This window comes from Streptomyces sp. NPDC029674 (assembly GCF_044903205.1).
GTDB lineage: Bacteria > Actinomycetota > Actinomycetes > Streptomycetales > Streptomycetaceae > Streptomyces.
In genome coordinates, this window is sequence record NZ_JBJDPY010000001.1 from 450298 (window position 1) to 470989 (window position 20692).

The 20692-nt window shown below is 70.7% G+C and carries 13 protein-coding genes; 4 read left to right on the forward strand and 9 right to left on the reverse strand.

Going from position 1 to position 20692, the window contains the following annotated elements:
• Window positions 1-31: 31 nt before the first annotated feature.
• Window positions 32-4126 (forward strand): HAMP domain-containing protein, encoded by a 4095-nt coding sequence (locus ACI2L3_RS01985; RefSeq protein WP_404750691.1) that lies wholly within the window; start codon window positions 32-34, stop codon window positions 4124-4126.
• 12 nt (window positions 4127-4138) lie between these two features.
• Window positions 4139-4723, forward strand: coding sequence for a two-component system response regulator (locus ACI2L3_RS01990; RefSeq protein ID WP_404750350.1), 585 nt, complete (start codon window positions 4139-4141; stop codon window positions 4721-4723).
• 57 nt (window positions 4724-4780) lie between these two features.
• Here the strand turns inward: ACI2L3_RS01990 and ACI2L3_RS01995 are convergent, their stop codons facing one another.
• On the reverse strand, window positions 4781-6670 hold the full coding sequence (locus tag ACI2L3_RS01995; protein ID WP_404750351.1) for an AMP-dependent synthetase/ligase: 1890 nt from the start codon (window positions 6668-6670) through the stop codon (window positions 4781-4783).
• 261 nt (window positions 6671-6931) lie between these two features.
• Complete coding sequence (gene lepA, locus ACI2L3_RS02000; protein ID WP_362995725.1) at window positions 6932-8803, reverse strand: translation elongation factor 4; 1872 nt, start codon at window positions 8801-8803, stop codon at window positions 6932-6934.
• A 217-nt stretch (window positions 8804-9020) separates the two neighbouring features.
• Here lepA and rpsT point away from each other — a divergent pair, with 217 nt between their 5' ends.
• Window positions 9021-9287 (forward strand): 30S ribosomal protein S20, encoded by a 267-nt coding sequence (gene rpsT, locus ACI2L3_RS02005; RefSeq protein WP_362995727.1) that lies wholly within the window; start codon window positions 9021-9023, stop codon window positions 9285-9287.
• Window positions 9288-9665: 378 nt separating this feature from the next.
• Here rpsT and holA read toward each other — a convergent pair whose 3' ends face one another.
• On the reverse strand, window positions 9666-10661 hold the full coding sequence (gene holA, locus ACI2L3_RS02010) for a DNA polymerase III subunit delta (protein WP_404750352.1): 996 nt from the start codon (window positions 10659-10661) through the stop codon (window positions 9666-9668).
• 71 nt (window positions 10662-10732) lie between these two features.
• Here holA and ACI2L3_RS02015 point away from each other — a divergent pair, with 71 nt between their 5' ends.
• Window positions 10733-10978: a hypothetical protein gene (locus ACI2L3_RS02015; protein WP_398297690.1), complete on the forward strand. Its 246-nt coding sequence runs from the start codon at window positions 10733-10735 to the stop codon at window positions 10976-10978.
• 28 nt (window positions 10979-11006) lie between these two features.
• Here ACI2L3_RS02015 and ACI2L3_RS02020 read toward each other — a convergent pair whose 3' ends face one another.
• The 6 genes from ACI2L3_RS02020 to leuS form a co-directional block, all read right to left on the reverse strand.
• Entirely contained in the window at window positions 11007-11891 is an 885-nt protein-coding gene (locus tag ACI2L3_RS02020; protein ID WP_404750692.1) for a YceI family protein, read from the reverse strand.
• Window positions 11892-12151: 260 nt separating this feature from the next.
• Complete coding sequence (locus ACI2L3_RS02025; RefSeq protein WP_404750353.1) at window positions 12152-14752, reverse strand: ComEC/Rec2 family competence protein; 2601 nt, start codon at window positions 14750-14752, stop codon at window positions 12152-12154.
• Window positions 14749-15813 carry a helix-hairpin-helix domain-containing protein gene (locus tag ACI2L3_RS02030; RefSeq protein ID WP_404750354.1) on the reverse strand — a complete coding sequence of 355 codons (1065 nt, stop codon included), beginning with the start codon at window positions 15811-15813 and terminating at the stop codon, window positions 14749-14751. Before ACI2L3_RS02030 ends, ACI2L3_RS02025 begins: the two co-directional genes overlap by 4 nt.
• Window positions 15814-15934: 121 nt before the next feature.
• Entirely contained in the window at window positions 15935-16780 is an 846-nt protein-coding gene (locus tag ACI2L3_RS02035) for a DegV family protein (RefSeq protein ID WP_404750355.1), read from the reverse strand.
• Between the two features lie 89 nt (window positions 16781-16869).
• Complete coding sequence (locus ACI2L3_RS02040; protein WP_404750356.1) at window positions 16870-17559, reverse strand: hypothetical protein; 690 nt, start codon at window positions 17557-17559, stop codon at window positions 16870-16872.
• 116 nt (window positions 17560-17675) lie between these two features.
• On the reverse strand, window positions 17676-20576 hold the full coding sequence (gene leuS, locus ACI2L3_RS02045) for a leucine--tRNA ligase (RefSeq protein ID WP_404750357.1): 2901 nt from the start codon (window positions 20574-20576) through the stop codon (window positions 17676-17678).
• Window positions 20577-20692 lie beyond the last annotated feature (116 nt).

A 20692-nucleotide genomic window follows, 5' to 3' on the forward strand; every position in this document is an offset into this window, starting at 1 on the left:
CGCCTGTCAGCTGCGCCCGCTTCTCGCCGCCATGCGCGCCGCGCGGGACGGGGACTTCAACAAGGTCGCACCGGTCGGCGAGGGCATCACCGCCGAGCTGTACACGGTCTTCAACGAGATGCTCGACCGGTCGCTGCACTTCGACGGCGAACTGGTCCGCGTGCGCCGCGAGATCATACGGCACGGCCGCCTGGACGAGCGGTTCGGCGCGAGCCCGGGGCAGGGCCGCTGGGCGGCGCGCGTCTCGGAGGTCAACACGCTGCTGGACGCGCTGGTCGCGCCGGCGGCGAACGCCACCCGGGTGCTGAACGCGGTGGCCGGCGGCGACCTGACGCAGCGCGTCGACCTGCACGACGGCACGCGTGAGCTGCGGGGTGATTTACGCCGTCTGGGGCGTGCCGTCAACACGATGGTCGATCAGCTGTCCCTCTTCACGGGTGAAGTCACGCGTGTCGCCCGTGAGGTCGGCACGGAGGGGCGGCTGGGCGGGCGTGCCAAGGTGCGCGGGCTCTCGGGCAGCTGGCGGGACGTGACGGAGGCCGTCAACACGATGGCGTCCCGGCTCACCGCGCAGGTGCGGGACATCGCCCTCGTCACCACGGCGGTGGCGCAGGGCGATCTGACCCGCACGGTGACCGTGGAGGCCACGGGCGAGCTGCTCGAACTGAAGCTGACCGTGAACACGATGGTGGAGCAGCTCTCCGCGTTCGCCGCCGAGGTGACGCGGGTGGCGCGCGAGGTCGGTACGGAGGGCCAGTTGGGCGGCCGCGCGCAGGCGCGCGGGGTGTCCGGCGTGTGGAAGGACCTCACCGACAACGTCAACTTCATGGCGTCGAACCTCACCTCCCAGGTCCGCAACATCGCCCAGGTGACCACCGCCGTCGCCAACGGCGACCTGAGCCAGAAGATCACCGTCGACGCCCGGGGCGAGATCCTGGAGCTGAAGTCGACGGTGAACACGATGGTGGATCAGCTCTCCGCCTTCGCCGACGAGGTGACGCGTGTGGCCCGCGAGGTCGGCACCGAGGGCAACCTCGGCGGGCGGGCCCAGGTGCGGGGCGTATCCGGCGTATGGAAGGACCTCACCGACAACGTCAACTTCATGGCCGACAACCTCACCTCCCAGGTGCGGAACATCGCGCTCGTGTCGACGGCCGTGGCCCAGGGCGACCTCGGGAAGAAGATCACGGTCGAGGCGAAGGGCGAGATCCTGGAGCTGAAGTCGACGATCAACACGATGGTCGACCAGCTGTCCGCCTTCGCCGACGAGGTCACCCGTGTCGCCCGCGAGGTCGGCACCGAGGGCAACCTCGGCGGTCAGGCGCAGGTGCGGGGCGTCTCGGGCGTGTGGAAGGACCTCACGGACAACGTCAACTTCATGGCGTCGAACCTCACCTCCCAGGTCCGCAACATCGCCCAGGTCACCACCGCCGTCGCCAACGGCGACCTCTCCAAGATGATCACGGTCACGGCGCGCGGCGAGATCCTGGAGCTGAAGGACACCGTCAACACGATGGTGGAGCAGCTGCGTGCCTTCGCCGACGAGGTGACCCGCGTCGCCCGCGAGGTCGGCACGGACGGCAGGCTTGGGGGCCGCGCGCAGGTCCTCGGTGTGTCCGGGGTGTGGAAGGACCTCACCGACAACGTCAACTACATGGCGGACAACCTCACCGGGCAGGTCCGCAACATCGCGCAGGTCGCGACGGCCGTGGCGCAGGGCGACCTGTCCAAGAAGATCGACGTGGACGCGCGCGGCGAGATCCTGGAGCTGAAGACCACCATCAACACCATGGTGGACACGCTGTCCTCGTTCTCCTCCGAGGTCACCCGCGTGGCCCGCGAGGTCGGCTCCGAGGGTCAGCTCGGCGGGCAGGCCCGGGTCGAGGGCGTGTACGGCACCTGGAAGCGCCTGACGACGAACGTGAACGAGCTGGCGCTGAACCTGACCACCCAGGTCCGCGCCATCGCCGAGGTCGCCTCCGCCGTGGCCCAGGGCGACATGACCCGCGCCATCACCGTGGAGACGCGCGGCGAGGTCACCGACCTCAAGGACAACATCAACCTCATGGTGTCCAACCTCCGCGAGACCACCCGCGCGAAGGACTGGCTGGAGTCCAACCTGGCCCGCCTGGCGGGCCTGATGCAGGGCCACCGCGACCTGATGGAGGTCGCCGACCTGATCCTGCGCGAGCTGACGCCACTGGTGAACGCGCAGTACGGCGCGTTCTTCCTCGCCGACCCGGACACCGCCGAGAGCCCGGCGCCCACCCAGGTCACCGCGAAGGGCCTCGCGTTCATCGCGGGGTACGGCGCGGCGCAGGGCTCGGTCGTCGACACCGGCGGGATGCCCGCGCAGGGCCTGGTGCGCCAGGCCGCGCTGGAGAAGAAGCGCATCCTGGTCGAGGAGGTCCCGCCGGACTACATCAAGATCCATTCGGGGCTCGGCGACGCGGCCCCCGCCACCGTCGTGATCATCCCGATCCTCTTCGAGGACAAGCTGCTCGGCGTCATCGAGCTCGCCACGTTCTCCCGCTTCTCCGATGTCCACCTGGCCTTCTTCGACCAGTTCGTGAACACCATCGGCGTCGCGATCAACACCATCATCGCCAACTCCCGCACCGAGTCGCTGCTCGGCGAGTCGCAGCGCCTTGCCACCCAGCTCCAGGAGCGCTCGGACGAACTCCAGCGCCAACAGGGCGAGTTGCGCCGCTCGAACGCCGCGCTCGAGGAGAAGGCGGCCCTGCTCGCCACGAGCTCCCAGTACAAGTCGGAGTTCCTGGCGAACATGTCGCACGAGCTGCGCACCCCGCTCAACTCGCTGCTGATCCTGGCCCGGCTGCTCTCCGACAACCCCGACGACCACCTCTCCGACCAGGAGGTGCAGTTCGCGACGACCATCCACCGCTCGGGCTCCGACCTCCTCCAGCTCATCAACGACATCCTGGACCTGTCGAAGATCGAGGCAGGCCGGATGGACGTACGCCCGAAGAAGCTGCCGCTGATCAAGGTCCTCGACTACGTCCACGCGACGTTCCGCCCGCTCACCCTCGACCGCGGCCTCGCCTTCGACGTGTCGGTGGGCGAGGACGTGCCGCGCGAGATGTTCTCGGACGAGCAGCGCCTCCAGCAGATCCTGCGCAACCTCCTGTCGAACGCGGTGAAGTTCACCTCGGCCGGCAGCGTCGAGCTGCGGGTCAGCCGCGTCAAGGAGACCGCCCACGACCGGCTGGTCCACGACAACGACGACCTGCTCTGCTTCGAGGTCAAGGACACCGGCATCGGCATCCCGCCCGAGCAACTCCCGGTGATCTTCGAGGCGTTCCAGCAGGCCGACGGCACCACCAACCGCAAATACGGCGGCACCGGCCTCGGCCTCTCCATCAGCCGCGAGATCGCGGGCCTGCTCGGCGGCCGCATCACCGCGGAGAGCACACCCGGCGAGGGTTCGACCTTCTCGCTGTACGTTCCCGTGGTGCACCCGGGCCACGGCGCTGCGGCGATCGCGTACGCCGCGACCCACACGCAGCACATGCCGGAGCCCATCGAACAGGCCGCCCTGCGGCCGCACACCGCCCTCGAACCCGACGACAGCTGGCCCACGCCCACCAAGCTGGAGGAGTGGAAGGAAGGGCACGCGGGCCGCATACTGCCGGGCCGCAGGGTGCTCATCGTCGACGACGACATCCGCAACGTCTTCGCGCTCACCCATGTACTGAGCCGCGTCGGCATGCCCGTCCTGTACGCGGAGAACGGCCGCGAGGGCATCGAGACGCTGGAACGCAATCCGGACGTCGACATCGTCCTGATGGACATCATGATGCCGGAGATGGACGGCTACGAAACCATGGCCGCGATCCGTCGCAGCCCGCGCTGGCGGGGCCTGCCCATCGTCGCCCTCACCGCCAAGGCCATGCCCGGGGACCGCGAGAAGGCCATCGCCCGGGGCGCCACCGACTACGTACCGAAACCAGTGGACGTGGACCAGCTGCTCGGCGTCGTCTGTGCCCTCCTGGACCCCGCAGGAGCGGCAGCCGCCGAGCAGTCCGCCTCCCCCCGACCAGAGACCGTCGCTCCGGAGCAGCACAGCGCTCAGGGAGATAGCGCTGCTCCGCCGGCAACCGAGTGAGGCACCGTGATCATGAGTGCAGAGGCCGCTACCGACAACCGCGCGAGCATCCTCCTGGTCGACGACATGGAGGACAACCTGATGGCGCTCGAAGCCGTCCTCGGGTCACTGAACGAGCCGCTGGTGCGGGCCCGTTCGGGCGAGGAGGCCATGAAGGCGATTCTGAGACAACGATTCGCCGTGATCCTCCTGGACGTCCGCATGCCCGGCATGGACGGCTTCGAGACCGCGTCGAACATCAAACGGCTCGACCAGACCAAGGACGTGCCCATCATCTTCCTGACGGGCACCGACAACGACGCGGGCTACGCCTTCCGTGGCTACGCGACGGGTGCGGCGGACTACCTGACCAAGCCGTTCGACCCGTGGGTCCTGCGCTCCAAAGTCACCGTCTTCCTGGAACTGCACCGGAAGAACCGGCAGTTGGAGCGGATACTGGCTCGTGAGCAGCGCCAGTTCGACGAGCTGGCCGCGCGGCTGACGGCGATCGAGACCCATATGGCCGCGAGCAGCCTCAAGGACGTGCTCGAACTGCGCCGCCATGTGACGCACATGGAAGAGCTCGTGCAGGAGATGCGGCGCGGCCGGAGCGTCTGAGGGACACTCCGGCCGCGTACGAGCAGCCCCCCGGACCCCGGGGCCGATGGCCTGCGCTCAGGCCTCGCGCGAACCCGCGTACATCTCCTCGATCAGGTGCTTGTACTCCCGCTCGACCACCGGGCGCTTCAGCTTGAGGCTGGGCGTCAGCTCGCCGTGCTCGACGTCCAGGTCGCGCGGCAGGAGCCGGAACTTCTTGATGGTCTGCCAGCGCTGCAGGCCTTCGTTGAGCTCCCGCACATAGCCGTCGACGAGCTCGACCGTGGCGGGCGCGGCGACCACCTCGGCGTAGGACTTGCCGCCCAGGCCGTTCTCCTCGGCCCAGCCCAGGATGGCGGGCTCGTCGAGGGAGATCAGCGCGGTGCAGAAGTTCCGGTCGGCGCCGTGCACCAGGATGTTCGAGACGTACGGACACACGGCCTTGAACTGGCCCTCGACCTCGGCGGGCGCGATGTACTTGCCGCCGGAGGTTTTGATCAGGTCCTTCTTGCGGTCGGTGATCCGCAGATAGCCGTCGACGGACAGCTCACCGATGTCCCCGGTGTGGAACCACCCGTCGGACTCCAGGACCTCCGCGGTCTTGTCGGGGAGGCCGTGGTAGCCCTCCATGATGCCGGGGCCGCGCAGCAGGATCTCGCCGTCGTCCGCGATGCGCACCTCGGTGCCGGGCAGCGGCTTGCCGACGGTGCCGGTGCGGTAGGCCTCGCCGGGGTTCACGAAGGAGGCGGCGGAGGACTCGGTCAGGCCGTACCCCTCCAGGATGTGGATGCCGGCGCCCGCGAAGAAGTAGCCGATGTCGGGCGCGAGCGCGGCGGAGCCGGAGACGGCGGCGCGCAGCCGCCCGCCGAAGGCCTCGCGCAGCTTGGAGTAGACGAGGGTGTCGGCGGCCTTGTGCTTGGCGCGCAGCCCGAAGGGCACGGAGGCGGTGCCGGTCCTGCGGAAGTTGTCCTGGCTGACCTTCGCGTACTCGCGGGCGACCTCGGCGGCCCACAGGAAGATCTTGTACTTGGCGCCGCCGCCGGCCCGCGCCTTGGCCGCGACGCCGTTGTAGACCTTCTCGAAGATGCGGGGCACGGCCGCCATGTAGGTGGGCTGCACCACCGGCAGATTCTCGATGATCTTGTCGACGCGGCCGTCGACGGCGGTGACGTGCCCGAGCTCGATCTGCCCGGAGGTCAGCACCTTGCCGAAGACGTGCGCGAGCGGCAGCCACAGGTACTGCACGTCGTCCGGGCCGAGCAGGCCGGTCGCCGCGATGGCCTTGGCCATGTACGACCAGTTGTCCTGCGGCAGGCGCACGCCCTTGGGGCGGCCCGTGGTGCCGGAGGTGTAGATGATCGTGGCGAGCTGGTCGGCGGTGATCGCCGCGATCCGCTCCTTGATGAGTCCCGGGTTCTTCTCCAGGTGCGCGGCGCCGCGGGCCTCCAGGTCGGCGAGCGTGAGCACCCAGCCCTCGGGGTCGTCCGCGGCTGGCTCCACGCCGTCCGCGTCGAGCACCACGACGTGCCGCAGCTCGGGCAGGTCGGCGCGCTTCTCACGTGCCTTGGCGAGCTGCGCGGCGTCCTCGGCGATCAGCACCCGGCTGTCGGAGTCGGCCAGGATGTACGCCGACTCCTCGGCGTTGGTCTGCGGGTAGACGGTCGTGGTGGCCGCGCCCGCGCACATGATGCCGAGGTCGCAGAGGATCCACTCGACACGCGTGGACGAGGCGAGGGCGACGCGGTCCTCCGACCGCAGACCGAGCTCGATCAGGCCCGCCGCGATGGCGTCGACGCGGTCGGCGGCCTGCGCCCAGCTGAGCGTCTTCCACTCGTCGGGGCCCTCGCCGGAGGCCGCCGGAACCGGATAGCGGTAGGCCTCGGCATCCGGCGTGGCCGCCACGCGCTCCAGGAAGAGATGCGCCACGGAGGGCGGACGGTTCTCGATCAAGGTCTGTGTGTCGCTCACGACATCCTCCGGGCCCACGTCAGTGCGGCGAACTGGCTGGTTGGCTGCTTCTTACGTCCCTGCCGGCTACTTGTTTAACTTGCGAGTAACCTACGAGTGGTGATCAGAGTAGAGCGCCGACGCCCGGTGCGTAAGGGGCAGCTGCCTGTCACTTCCTACAGACACCCAACCGGAACGGGCAGGCCCGCCGCAACGCGCCGCGGGCCCCGTGCGTGTGCGCACGGGGCCCGCGTGGCAGCCGCCCGGCCGCGACCGGTGTGACTACTTCTTGGCCTTGCCGGGGCCGCTGTCGTCGCTGGAGAGCACGGCGATGAAGGCTTCCTGCGGCACCTCGACGGAGCCGACCATCTTCATGCGCTTCTTGCCCTCCTTCTGCTTCTCGAGCAGCTTCCGCTTACGGGAGATGTCACCGCCGTAGCACTTGGCGAGGACGTCCTTGCGGATGGCGCGGATGGTCTCGCGGGCGATGACCCGGGAGCCGATCGCCGCCTGCACGGGCACCTCGAACGCCTGGCGCGGGATGAGCTCGCGCAGCTTGGCGACGAGCCGCACGCCGTACGCGTACGCCGCGTCCTTGTGCGTGACGGCGGAGAACGCGTCGACCTTGTCGCCGTGCAGCAGGATGTCGACCTTGACGAGCTGCGCGGACTGCTCGCCCGTGGGCTCGTAGTCCAGCGAGGCGTAACCGCGCGTCTTGGACTTCAGCTGGTCGAAGAAGTCGAAGACGATCTCGGCGAGGGGCAGCGTGTAGCGGATCTCGACGCGGTCCTCGGAGAGGTAGTCCATGCCGAGCATGACGCCGCGCCGGTTCTGGCACAGCTCCATGATCGAGCCGATGAACTCGCTGGGCGCGAGGATCGTGGCGCGTACGACGGGCTCGTACACCTCGTCGATCTTGCCCTCGGGGAATTCACTCGGGTTGGTGACCGTGTGCTCGGTGCCGTCCTCCATGATCACGCGGTAGACCACGTTCGGAGCGGTGGCGATCAGGTCGAGCCCGAACTCGCGCTCGAGCCGCTCACGGATCACATCGAGGTGCAGCAGCCCCAGGAACCCGACACGGAAGCCGAACCCGAGAGCGGCCGAGGTCTCCGGCTCGTACACCAGCGCGGCGTCGTTGAGCTGCAGCTTGTCGAGGGCCTCGCGCAGGTCCGGGTACTCGGACCCGTCCAGCGGATACAGACCCGAGAAGACCATCGGCTTCGGGTCCTTGTAGCCGCCGAGCGCCTCGGTCGCGCCCTTGTGCAGCGAGGTGATCGTGTCACCGACCTTGGACTGACGGACGTCCTTCACGCCGGTGATGATGTAGCCCACCTCACCGACGCCGATGCCGTCGGCCGAGGTCATCTCCGGCGACGAGACGCCGATCTCGAGGAGCTCGTGCGTGGCACCGGTGGACATCATCCGGATCCGCTCACGCTTGTTGAGCTGACCGTCGACGACTCGTACGTACGTCACGACGCCGCGGTAGGAGTCGTAGACCGAGTCGAAGATCATCGCGCGGGCGGGCGCGTCCGCGACGCCGACCGGCGGCGGGATCTCGGCGACGACCTTGTCGAGCAGCGCCTCGACGCCCATGCCGGTCTTGGCGGAGACCTTCAGCACGTCCGCGGGGTCGCAGCCGATGAGATTGGCGAGCTCCTCGGAGAACTTCTCCGGCTGGGCGGCCGGCAGATCGATCTTATTGAGAACCGGGATGATCTTGAGGTCGTTCTCCATCGCCAGGTAGAGGTTGGCGAGAGTCTGCGCCTCGATGCCCTGGGCCGCGTCGACGAGGAGGATCGTGCCCTCACACGCCGCGAGCGAACGCGAGACCTCATACGTGAAGTCGACGTGGCCCGGGGTGTCGATCATGTTGAGGATGTGCGTACTGCCCTGGTCCGGGCCCTCGTTCGGGGCCCAGGGCAGACGCACCGCCTGGGACTTGATCGTGATGCCGCGCTCGCGCTCGATGTCCATCCGGTCGAGGTACTGAGCACGCATCTGCCGCTGCTCCACCACCCCGGTGAGCTGGAGCATGCGGTCGGCGAGCGTGGACTTGCCGTGGTCGATGTGCGCGATGATGCAGAAATTGCGGATCAGAGCCGGGTCGGTACGGCTCGGCTCGGGCACATTGTTAGGGGTCGCGGGCACGCAGGGTCCTGTCTCTTGAGGCGCCTGTAGCCTCGGGTCGGATCTATACGTAGCTTCCATCGTCCCATGGGTGGCGCACTGCGCTCGGTTTGGGCCGGTCGGAGGGCGCCTGGTACCGTGGACAGCTGTGTCTCGTAGCCCTCTCAAGCATCGAGGCGCGTGTCATACAACTCATCTGCAGTACCTCTGCAGTACCTGAACCTGAAAAGGCTCTTTCGTGGCGAACATCAAGTCCCAGATCAAGCGGATCAAGACCAACGAGAAGGCGCGTCAGCGCAACAAGGCGGTCAAGTCTTCGCTGAAGACCGCGATCCGCAAGGCCCGCGAGGCCGTTGCCGCCGGTGACGCCCAGAAGGCCGCCGAGCTCACGCGTGAGGCCACGCGCCAGCTCGACAAGGCCGTCTCCAAGGGTGTCATCCACAAGAACCAGGCCGCCAACAAGAAGTCGGCGCTTGCGACGAAGGCCGCGGCTCTCAAGGGCTGAAGCCTCTTCCCCGGCTAATCCGCCGGGGTGATGATCAATCCTCCCGCGAGGGTAATTCGAGCCCTCTACCTCGAATCGCGGACAGACCACGCAGTACGCCACGCTGCGACAGTGCCCCCGGACCCACTTCGGGGGCATTGCTGTGTCCAGGGGTGTTCGGGTTCTGGGGGCGCTGGGTGGTCTTTTTCAGGGGCGCGCGGGCGCCAGGGCGTCTCTTCAGGGGCGCCGGGGGTCTTTTCAGGGGCGCGGGGAACTGCGCGACCAGCCAAGAGCTACCCGCAGAGACCAGACCACAGCAGGACCCCGACAGGGGCGCGGGGAACTGCGCGACCAGCCAAGAGCTACCCGCAGAGAGCCCGCTCCCCGGCCGGCAAGGCCTCAGCGGCGCCCCGACCGAGCCGCCCGGGCGACAGCCACCACGGCCTTCTCCAGCGCGTACTCCGGATCGTCACCGCCACCCTTGACCCCCGCGTCGGCCGCCGCGACAGCGGCGATCGCGACGGCCACCCCGTCCGGGGTCCACCCCCGCATCTGCTGCCGCACGCGATCGATCTTCCAGGGCGGCATGCCCAGCTCACGGGCGAGCTCCGCGGGACGGCCACCGCGCGCGGAGGAGAGCTTGCCGATCGCCCGGACCCCCTGCGCGAGGGCACTGGTGATCATGACGGGGGCGACACCGGTCGCGAGCGACCAGCGCAACGCTTCGAGCGCCTCGGCGGCCCGGCCCTCGACGGCCCGGTCGGCCACCGTGAAGCTGGAGGCCTCCGCGCGCCCCGTGTAGTACCGCCCGACGACCGCCTCGTCGATCGTGCCCTCGACGTCCGCCGCCAGCTGCGAGACCGCGGAGGCGAGCTCCCGCAGATCGCTGCCGATCGAGTCCACGAGCGCCTGGCACGCCTCCGACGTCGCCGAACGCCCCAGGGTCCGGAACTCGCTCCGCACGAACGACAGCCGGTCCGCGGGCCTGGTCATCTTGGGGCAGGCGACCTCGCGCGCGCCCACCTTGCGCGCGGCGTCGAGCAGACCCTTGCCCTTCGCGCCGCCCGCGTGCAGCAGGACGAGGGTGATCTCCTCGGCGGGCGACGAGAGATACGCCTTGACGTCCTTGATCGTGTCCGCCGACAGATCCTGCGCGTTCCGCACGACGACGACCTTGCGCTCGGCGAAGAGCGACGGGCTGGTCAGCTCGGCGAGCGTGCCGGGCTGCAGCTGGTCGGGGGTGAGGTCGCGCACGTCCGTGTCCGCGTCGGCCGCGCGGGCGGCCGCGACCACCTGCTGCACGGCACGGTCGAGGAGCAGGTCCTCCTGCCCCACGGCGAGCGTGAGAGGGGCGAGCGGATCTGACATGTCGGCGGTATCTGTCTTCCTGGCCATCGCGGTCAAGCATCCCACGCGGCACTGACACCCGGCTCCGAGCCGCCCGGCCCTTGTCGGAGAATGGGCTGGTGACCGACGTACGACATGTCCTGGTGCTGCCCGACCGCGATGCCGCGGAGACGGTGGCCGAAGAGCTCCCCGACCGTTTCGGCGTGACCGAGGAACCCCAGCTCGTCCGTGACGCCCTGGCCGGCGAGGACGACGCCGAGGACGCCCAGTGGCTGGTGGTCGTCGAGGACCCCGCGGCCCGGCTCGACCCCGCGGCACTCGACGAACTGGCCGCCGAGCACGAGGGCTGGCTGGAGGCCCCGTAGCGCCGGGGAAGTCAGCCGATCGGGCCGGTCAGCCGGTCTTGGGGACGACCTGGATGTCGAGGTCGATCGTGATGCTGTGCCCGACGGCGGCGATACCGCGCGCGAGCATCGTCTGCCAGGTGATCGTGAAGTCGTCGCGGTGCAGCTCGGTGGTGGCGCGGCAGGCGGCACGGGTCTCGCCCTCGAGGCCCTTGCCGATCCCGAGGTACTCCGTGTCGAGCGTGACCGTGCGCGTCACGCCGTGCAGCGTGAGGCCGCCGGATATCGCCCAGCGGCTGCCGCCCTTGTGCACGAAACGGTCGCTGTAGAACTCCATCGTCGGGAAACGCCCCACGTCGAGGAAGTCGCCCGAACGCAGATGGTCGTCCCGCATCTGCACCCCGGTGTCGATGGACGCCGCGTCGATGACGACGTGCATCGCGGACTCCTCCATCCGCTCGCCCATCCGGATCGCACCCGCGAAGCTGTTGAACCGCCCGTGAATGCGGGCGAGACCGATGTGCCGCGCGGTGAAGCCGACCGAGGAGTGCAGCGGGTCGACCTCCCAGTCCCCGGGCTCGGGCAGCGCGGGCGGCTGGGCGACCTGGAGCGTGACATCACCGATCGAGGCGTGCGCGTCCTCCGCCACGGTGGCGCTCGCCCGGTACGGAGTGAACCCCTCCGCCGAGACCGCGAGGCGGTAGTCCCCGGCCGGAACAGCCGTGACGAACGAACCGAACGGGTCCGTGCCCCCACTGACGACCTTGCGCCCCATCGCGTCACTGACAGCGAACTCCGCGTTCCGCACGGGTTCGTTGACCGGGTCGAGCACCCGGCAGCTGAGCACCCCCGCGCTCGGCGGAACCCTGAGCGCCGACAAGGGTCCCGTCCGTCCAGCCAGATTCGTACGGTTTCCCAGCCAACGGCCGAACACGCGCGACACACCCCCGCCTTCCTTGACAACACCACAACACCTGCAAACTGCAGCGAAGAGGCATTCGATCACCGTTGCGGCTTTCGATGCAACACGGACCCAGATCACGGGAATGCTGCCGATGCGCCGCGAAGTGTCGCGACCGCCCGAATTGGCCCTCCGTTCTCCATGTCTTGCCAGCTCACGACGGGGTTCCCGGCGGTAGCCCGTCGGGGACGGCGGGCGCAGGTGCCGGTTGCCGGTCTCCGTGCCGGTCGCGGTCAAGGAGGCCGGGTGGCCACCGCGAGCCGGGGCGCCGACCGGGGCGCCGACCCGGACCCCGACTCCGCTCCCGGGCCCGACCCCACCACCGCGATCGCCCCATCCGTGTCCGTGCGCAGCACCTGCGCTCCCCCGGCCCGCAGCGCCGCCAGGGTGACGGGCGACGGATGCCCGTACGAGTTGTCGGCGCCGCAGGAGATCAGGGCCAGCCGCGGCGCCGCCCTGCGCAGCAGCTCCGGATCTTGCTGGGCCGACCCATGATGGGCGACCTTGAGCACGTCCACGGAGCCGAGCGACGCGGCGGCCGGGGTGCGCAGCAGGGCCCGCTGGGCCGGCGGTTCCAGGTCCCCGAGGAGCAACAGGGTCAGACCTCCCGTCCGCACGAGCAGGGTGACGCTCGCGTCGTTCGGTCCGTCGGGGCGTGGCACCGGCCCCGCCGTGGGCCACAGCACCTGCCAGTCCAGCGGCCCCGCGCGACGCCGCTCCCCCGCCACGGCCGGGACCACCGCGACGCGCGCCGCCGCGGCCTGCTCCCGCACGAACGCGGCCTGCTCCGGCGGCTCCTCGAACCCCGTCGTCTGGATCTCCCCCACCTCACGCCCCCGCAGCACCCCCGGCAGCCCCGCGACGTGGTCCGCGTGGAAGTGCGTGAGCAGGACGAGCGGCACACGCGTGATCCCGAGCGAACGCAGACAGCGGTCGACCGCCACCGGGTCGGGCCCCGCGTCGACCACCACCCCCGCGCCGTCCCCCGCCGCGAGCACCGTGGCATCGCCCTGCCCGACATCGCACATCACCAGGCGCCACCCCGGCGGCGGCCAACCCGCGATGACCCGGGTGACGGGCGGCGGCTGGACGATCACGAGGAAGAGGAGCGCGGCGCAGGCCGCGGCCGGCCACGGGTGCCGCACGATCCTGCGCCCCACCAGAACGAGGACGACGGTGGCCACCGCGAGGAGGAGTCCGCCGCGCCAGCCACCCGGCCAATCGACCCCGCTCCCTGGGAGCGCCGCCCCGGTGCGGGCGATGCCCGCGATCCACTCGGTCGGCCAACTCGCGCCCCACGCCGCCGCCTCGGCGACGGGCATCGCCACCGGCGCCGCGGCGAGCGCCGCGAAGCCGAGCACGGTGGCGGGCGCGACCGCGAACTCCGCGAGGAGATTGCACGGCACCGCGACCAGGCTCACCCGCGCCGCGAGGACGGCGACGACGGGCGCACACACCGCCTGCGCCGCGGCCGCGGCGGCCAGCGCGTCCGCCAGCCGCGCCGGAACGCCTCGGTCGCGCAGTGCGGCTCCCCAGCGCGGCGCGAGCGTGAGCAGGGCGCCGGTGGCCAGAACGGAGAGCAGGAACCCGTAACTCCGGGCCAGCCACGGGTCATACAGGACCAGCAACAGGACCGCCGCGGCCAGCGCCGGGACGAGGGACCTGCGCCGCCCGGTGGCGATCGCGAGGAGCGCGATCAGCCCGCAGGCCGCGGCCCGCAGCACGCTCGGGTCCGGTCGGCAGACGATGACGAATCCGAGGGTGAGCGCCCCGCCGAGCACCGCCGTCGCCCGCAACGGAATGCCCAACTTCGGCGCAAGGCCGCGCCGCTCGACCCGCTGGGCCGTGCCCTGCGGCCCGATGAGCAGGACCAGAACGATCGTGAGGTTCGCACCGCTCACGGCAAGCAGGTGCGTGAGGTCGGTCGCCCGGAATGCCTGGTCCAGCTCGGCCGGCACGCGCGAGGTGTCCCCGATGACAAGCCCGGGAAGCAGCGCCCGGGCGTCGGCAGGCAGCCCGTCCGTGGCCTCACGCAGTCCACCCCGCAGCCTCCCCGCCAACCGCTGCGCCCCGGATGGCGCCCCGACCACCCGCGGCGCCCGCTCCCCCGACACCCGCAGCACCGCCGCGACCCGGTCCCCCTCCGGCAGCGGCGGAGCGAGCCGGGCCTGCACGCGCACCCGAGTCGACGGCAACAACCCGAGCCAGGCGTCACCGGGCCCGGGCCCCTCGGTGGCATCCGCGTCCGCGCCCTCCGTCCGCACGACCACCAGGACCGGCGTGCGCGTCACGGTCGACGTGCCGTCCGCCTCCCTGACGCGTACGACATCGGCGTCCAGGACGACCGCGGGCGGCATCGTCTGCGCACGGGCGACACGCGGCCTGGAGCGGCGCGGGTCGGACGTCACCTCCAGCTCCGCCTCCACTTCCGCGTACTCACTCGCCAGCGCGGGAACGGGGCCGCGGTGCAGATCCGCGCCGTGCAGGGCCGCGGACGCCGTCGAACCGGCGGTGCAGAGCAGGACGGCGGCCACCGAGAGCCTTCGCCACTGCCACCGGCCCGCCGGCTGCCCGAGCCTGCCGGCGCCCCGTCCCTGTCCGCCGCGCCCCCGTCTCCCCCGGGCCGTCCACGTCACCATCAGCGCTCCGGCCACCAGCACGCAGACCGCCACCGTGGCGATCGCCCACCGGGGCGGGGCGTCCAGCATCAGTGCCGCCGACGCCCATGCCGCGAGCGCGGGCGGCACCAGCCGGAGGTCGGCCGGGCCCTCCTGCCGGGGGTTCGAGGCACCGAGCCGGTGTCCCGACGCGAGGTGAACTGCCGCGCGGGTCATGGCCGTACGAGATCCTGGAGATCGGCGAAGCGCCGGTCCCCGATGCCGTTGACCTCACGGAGCTCTTCGACGGAGCGGAAACCGCCGTGCTCCGCGCGGTAGTCGATGATGTGCTGCGCCAACACGGGGCCGACGCCCGGAAGTTGGTCGAGCTGCTCCGCCGTCGCCGTGTTCAGCCCGACCGGACCGGCGGCAACCGCGCCTCCCGCCCCTCCGATGCCTGCACCGCCTCCGACACCGGCACCGACTCCACCGGCCCCGGCGGCCGCCGCAGCCCCGCCCACCACCACCTGTTCGCCGTCCACGAGGAACCGTGCCCGGTTGAGGCCGTCCGTCTCCGTGCCGGGCCGCACCCCACCGGCCGCCCGCAACGCGTCGGCCACCCGGGATCCGGCGGGCAGCCGGTGCACCCCGGGGCGGCGGACCTTCCCGCTGACGTCCACGACGATCGCGCCCCCGGCGGCCGCCGCACCGCCCGGGCCGCCCGCAACCCCTCCGCTCTCCGCCGCCCGCCCCGCCTGCGCCGGAGGCCCCGGCGACGGAGCAGGCTCCGGACCCCGGTCAGGGACGGCACCCGCGGCACGCACCACTTCGGGTGGCCGCACGGGCTGGGTCCGGCCCGACCAGAAGTGCTGCGCCGCGAACACCGCGGCGACGGCGAGGACCACGACGAGCGCGACCACGCCGCGCCGTTCGAGACCGCACCGCGACTGCAGCCACACAGGCAGCCGCTCCCGCAGGGCCAGCCCCATGCGCTCGCGTCGCGAGGGGCCCGGCCGCGCCTCCACGTCCTTGGCAGGTGGCTCCTCCCCCTCCATCCCCACCTCCGCTTCCCGCGCCCACCCGGGCACGGGCACACGAGGCGGGGGCGGCTGCGGCTCGGCGAAAAGGCTCTCCGCCCGCACCCGCACCGCCTCCGCCGAGACGTCGGCACGGGCACCGGCACGTCTGCGCCGGGCCTGCCCGCGTGCGTGGCGGCTGCTCGCGCGGCCGTCGGATGCGGGGGCGCGACCGGGCCCGCTCGTCGCGGAAGCTGTCCTGGAAAGTGATCGAAGTGCCATGCCGACGACGCTAGGCATCGCGGCGGAAAGTTGTTGATCTTGATCAATTTCCGTGGATTACTCGGCGGTTGTGGATATCTCCGTCACCCACACGCGGTAACCCGGGCCCCGAGGCGGAACCTCAGCGCGGCGAGACCACAGCCCCCAGCAGCCCCGGCCCGGTGTGCGCCCCGATCACCGCGCCGACCTCGCTGACGTGCAAGTCGGCGAGGCCCGGCACCCGGTCCCTGAGCCGGTCGGCGAGGACCGACGCCCGCTCCGGCGCCGCCAGGTGGTGCACCGCGATGTCGACCCGGCCGCTGCCGGCGCGCTCGACCACGATCTCCTCGAGCCGGGCGATCGCCTTCGACGCCGTCCGTACCTTCTCCAGCATGTCGATGCGGCCGCCGTCCAGCTTCAGCAGCGGCTTGACGGCGAGCGCGGAGCCCAGCAGCGCCTGTGCGGCGCCGATGCGGCCGCCCCTGCGCAGATAGTCGAGGGTGTCGACGTAGAAGTACGCGGACGTGCCGGCGGCCCGCTTCTCCGCGGCCGCCACCGCCTCCTCCACCGAGTCGCCCGCCTCCGCGGCCTGGGCCGCCGAGAGGGCGCAGAAGCCGAGGGCCATCGCGACCATGCCGGTGTCCACCACCCGCACGGGCACCGGCGCTTCCTGCGCGGCGAGGACCGCGGCGTCGTACGTGCCGGAGAACTCGGCGCCCAGATGCAGCGAGACGATGGCCGTGGCGCCCGCCTCGGCGAGCTTCCGGTACGTCTCCGCGAAGAGCTGGGGGCTGGGCCGGGAGGTCGTCACCGACTTCCGCTTCTGCAGCGCCAGGGCGAGCGAGCGGGACGAGATCTCGGTGCCTTCCTCCAGTGCCTGGTCACCCAGGACCACGGTCAGGGGCACCGCCGTGATGCCGTGCCGGTCCATCATCGGCTGCGGCAGGTAGGCCGTTGAATCCGTGACGATCGCGACATGGCGGGACATGAGCTGGAGATTACCTGTCTGCGCCGTCGGGTGGCAGCCCGGCCCCTGCCGGCCCGGTTCCGCGGAAGTTCCCTCGGCCACCGGGTGGATCAGGTCGTGCTCTCGGGCTTGGTCTTCTTCTCCCAGGGATACGTCGGCCTGGCGGTGGGCGGGGTGATCGCCTGTCGCGTCGTCCGCTCGGCGTCGTCCGTCGCGGGCTCGGGCCACGCGGCGGGAGTCTGGGCGGGCGACGGCTCCGTCGTCCAGTGCCGCAGGGCGCCCGCCTCCATGTCGATCTGCGTGCTCAGCGAGTCCAGGTCGTCGTCGGCGAACCGGCGGGCCCGGTCGCGCGCCGACCAGCGCAGGGAATCGGCCGCCTTCGTGATCTGCTCCGTGCGCTCCCGCAGCCCCGGGAGCCGCTCGGCCAGCGCGGCCTTGTCGGGGTCGCGCTCCAGGCGGCGCAGCTCGTCGTCCAGCTCGTGCCCGTGGACGCTGAGCCGGTCGAAGAGCTGCAAAGTCTCCTTCAGCGAGGCGTCGTCGGCGGCACCCGCTTGCAGGACGTCCTGGGTGGCCCGCATGGACGTGCGCAAGGAGAGGCGCAGCTGCGCCAGTTCGGCCGCGGTGCCGACCTGGGCGAAGCTCTTCGCCCGGAGCGTGGTGTCCTCGACCGTCCGGCGGGCCTCCAGGATGGTGCGGTCCACGCCCCGCTTGGCCGCCCGGACCGCCTTCACCGTCAGATAGACGCCCAGCACCATGAACAGCACGACAAGCAGCGCCACGATCGCGCCCACGGATCCCATGACGCTCCTCTCCGCGTTCAGACAGCTCCAGCGACTCCTCCACGGTAAACGGAGAAGGCAGGCCGGAGGTTCCAACGGAACCCCCAACCTGCCCGTAGGGGAAGACCCCTATGCCGCTACGCGGGAACGATGTTCACCAGCTTCGGCGCCCGCACGATCACCTTGCGGATGCCCGCGCCGGCCAGCGCGGCCACGACCTTCTCGTCGGCCAGCGCCACCTTCTCCAGCTCCGCGTCGGAGATCGACGGGGAGACCTCCAGGCGCGCCTTGACCTTGCCCTTGATCTGCACGACGCAGGTCACTGACTCGTCCACGACGTACGCCGGGTCGGCGACAGGGAAGTCCTGGTGGACGACCGAGTCGGTGTGGCCCAGCTTGCGCCACAGCTCTTCGGCGACGTGCGGGGCCAGCGGCGCGATCAGCAGCACCAGGCGCTCCGCGACGGACCTCGGCACCGTGCCGCCCACCTTCGTCAGGTGGTTGTTCAGCTCGGTGATCTTGGCGATGGCGGTGTTGAACCGCATGCCGTCCAGGTCCTGGCGCACGCCGTCGATCGCCTTGTGCAGGGCGCGCAGGGTGCCCTCGTCGATGTCGGCCTCGGCGACGTCCGCGACGGTGACCTCACCGGTCGACTCGTCGACGATCAGGCGCCACAGCCGCTGCAGCAGGCGGTACTGGCCGACGACCGCGCGCGTGTCCCAGGGACGCGACACGTCCAGGGGGCCCATCGCCATCTCGTACAGGCGCAGGGTGTCCGCGCCGTACTCGTCGCAGATCTCGTCCGGCGTGACCGCGTTCTTCAGGGACTTGCCCATCTTGCCCAGCTCGCGCTTGACCGGCTCGCCCTCGAAGAAGAACTTGCCGTCGCGCTCCTCGACCTCGGCGGCCGGCACCGGGAAGCCGCGGCTGTCCCGGTAGACGTAGGCCTGGATCATGCCCTGGTTGTACAGCTTGTGGAACGGCTCGGAGGACGAGATGTGGCCCAGGTCGAACAGGACCTTCGACCAGAAGCGCGCGTACAGCAGGTGCAGCACGGCGTGCTCGGCGCCGCCCACGTACAGGTCGACGCCCCCCGTCGGCTGCCCCTCGCGCGGCCCCATCCAGTACTGCTCGACGGCGGGGTCGACCAGCTGCTGGTCGTTGCGCGGGTCCAGGTAGCGCAGCTCGTACCAGCAGGAGCCCGCCCAGTTGGGCATGGTGTTGGTCTCACGGCGGTACCGCTTGGGTCCTTCGCCCAGGTCCAGGGTGACGTTGACCCAGTCCTCGTTGCGGGACAGCGGCGTCTCCGGAGAGGTGTCCGCGTCGTCCGGGTCGAAGGTGCGCGGGGAGTAGTCGTCGACCTCCGGCAGCTCCAGGGGCAGCATCGACTCGGGCAGCGCGTGGGCGATGCCGTCCTCGTCGTAGACGATGGGGAAAGGCTCGCCCCAGTACCGCTGGCGGCTGAACAGCCAGTCGCGCAGGCGGAAGTTGACGGTGCCCTCGCCGATGCCGCGGGTGGCCAGCCAGCCGGTGATGCGGGCCTTGGCGCCGACGACGTCCAGGCCGTCCAGGGTGATTTCCTCGTTCGAGGAGTTGATCAGCTTCGCCTCGTACGAGACGAAGGCGTCGTCCCACGTACGGGTGTCGGTGCCCCGGCCGTCGGACGGTTCGACCACGCAGCGCATCGGCAGGTGGAAGGCGCGCGCGAAGGCGAAGTCGCGGTTGTCGTGCGCCGGGACGGCCATGATGGCGCCGGTGCCGTAGCCCATCAGTACGTAGTCGGCGATGAAGACGGGGACCTGCTCGCCGCTGACCGGGTTGGTGGCGTAGACGCCGGTGAAGACGCCGGTCTTCTCCTTGGCGTCGGCCTGGCGCTCCACGTCGGACTTGGACGCGGCGAAGGCGCGGTACTTGGCGACGGCCTCGGCCGGTGTGGCGTGTCCGCCGGTCCACACCTCGTGGGTGCCCTCGGGCCAGGCCGCGGGCACGACCTTGTCGACCAGGTCGTGCTCGGGCGCCAGCACCATGTAGGTGGAGCCGAACAGGGTGTCCTGGCGGGTGGTGAAGACGGTGATCGCGTCGCCCTCGGTGCCCACGGGGAATTTCACGCGGGCGCCTTCGGAGCGGCCGATCCAGTTGCGCTGCTGCAGCTTGATGGCGTCGGGCCAGTCCAGCGCGTCCAGGTCGTCCAGCAGGCGGTCGGCGTACGCCGTGATGCGCATGTTCCACTGGCGCAGCTTGGCCTTGAAGACGGGGAAGTTGCCGCGCTCGGAGCGGCCGTCGGCGGTGACTTCCTCGTTGGCCAGGACGGTGCCCAGGCCGGGGCACCAGTTGACGGGCGCGTCGGAGGCGTAGGCCAGGCGGTACTGGCTCAGTACGTCGGCGCGCTCGGCGGCGTCCAGCTCGCTCCACGCGCGCGTGGAGCCCGGTACGGCGCGGTCACCGCTCTCGAACTGCGCGACCAGGTCGGCGATCGGGCGGGCCTTCTTGGCGTCGGTGTCGTACCAGGAGTTGAAGATCTGGACGAAGATCCACTGGGTCCACTTGTAGTACTCGGGGTCGATCGTCGCGAACGAGCGTCGCTTGTCGTGCCCCAGGCCCAGCGCGCGCAGCTGCGCCTTCATGTTCTCGATGTTGGCCTCGGTGGAGACCCGCGGGTGGGTGCCCGTCTGCACGGCGTACTGCTCGGCGGGCAGGCCGAAGGCGTCGAAACCCAGGGTGTGCAGGACGTTGTGTCCGGTCATGCGCTGGTAGCGCGCGTAGACGTCCGTGGCGATGTAGCCCAGGGGGTGGCCGACGTGCAGGCCCGCTCCGGAGGGGTACGGGAACATGTCCATGATGAACTTCTTGGGCCTGCCGACCAGGGCGGCCTCGGCTTCGTCCCGCGCGGCCATGTCGCCGCTCGGGTTCGGCGCCTCGTAGGTGCCGTCGGCGTCCCAGAAGTCCTGCCAGCGTGCCTCGATCTCGGCGGCCAGAGCGGCCGTATAGCGGTGCGGCGCGGCCACCTCGGAGGCGGCAGCAGAATTCGTCTCGCTCATGATCCTCAAAGCTCCATCGATCGTCTCTGCCTACGGAATTGGCCTGCTGGCCAAATGAAAAAGCCCCTCGCACAGGAGGGGACGCCGCGCCGATTCCGACCGCGATTCACCGGCGG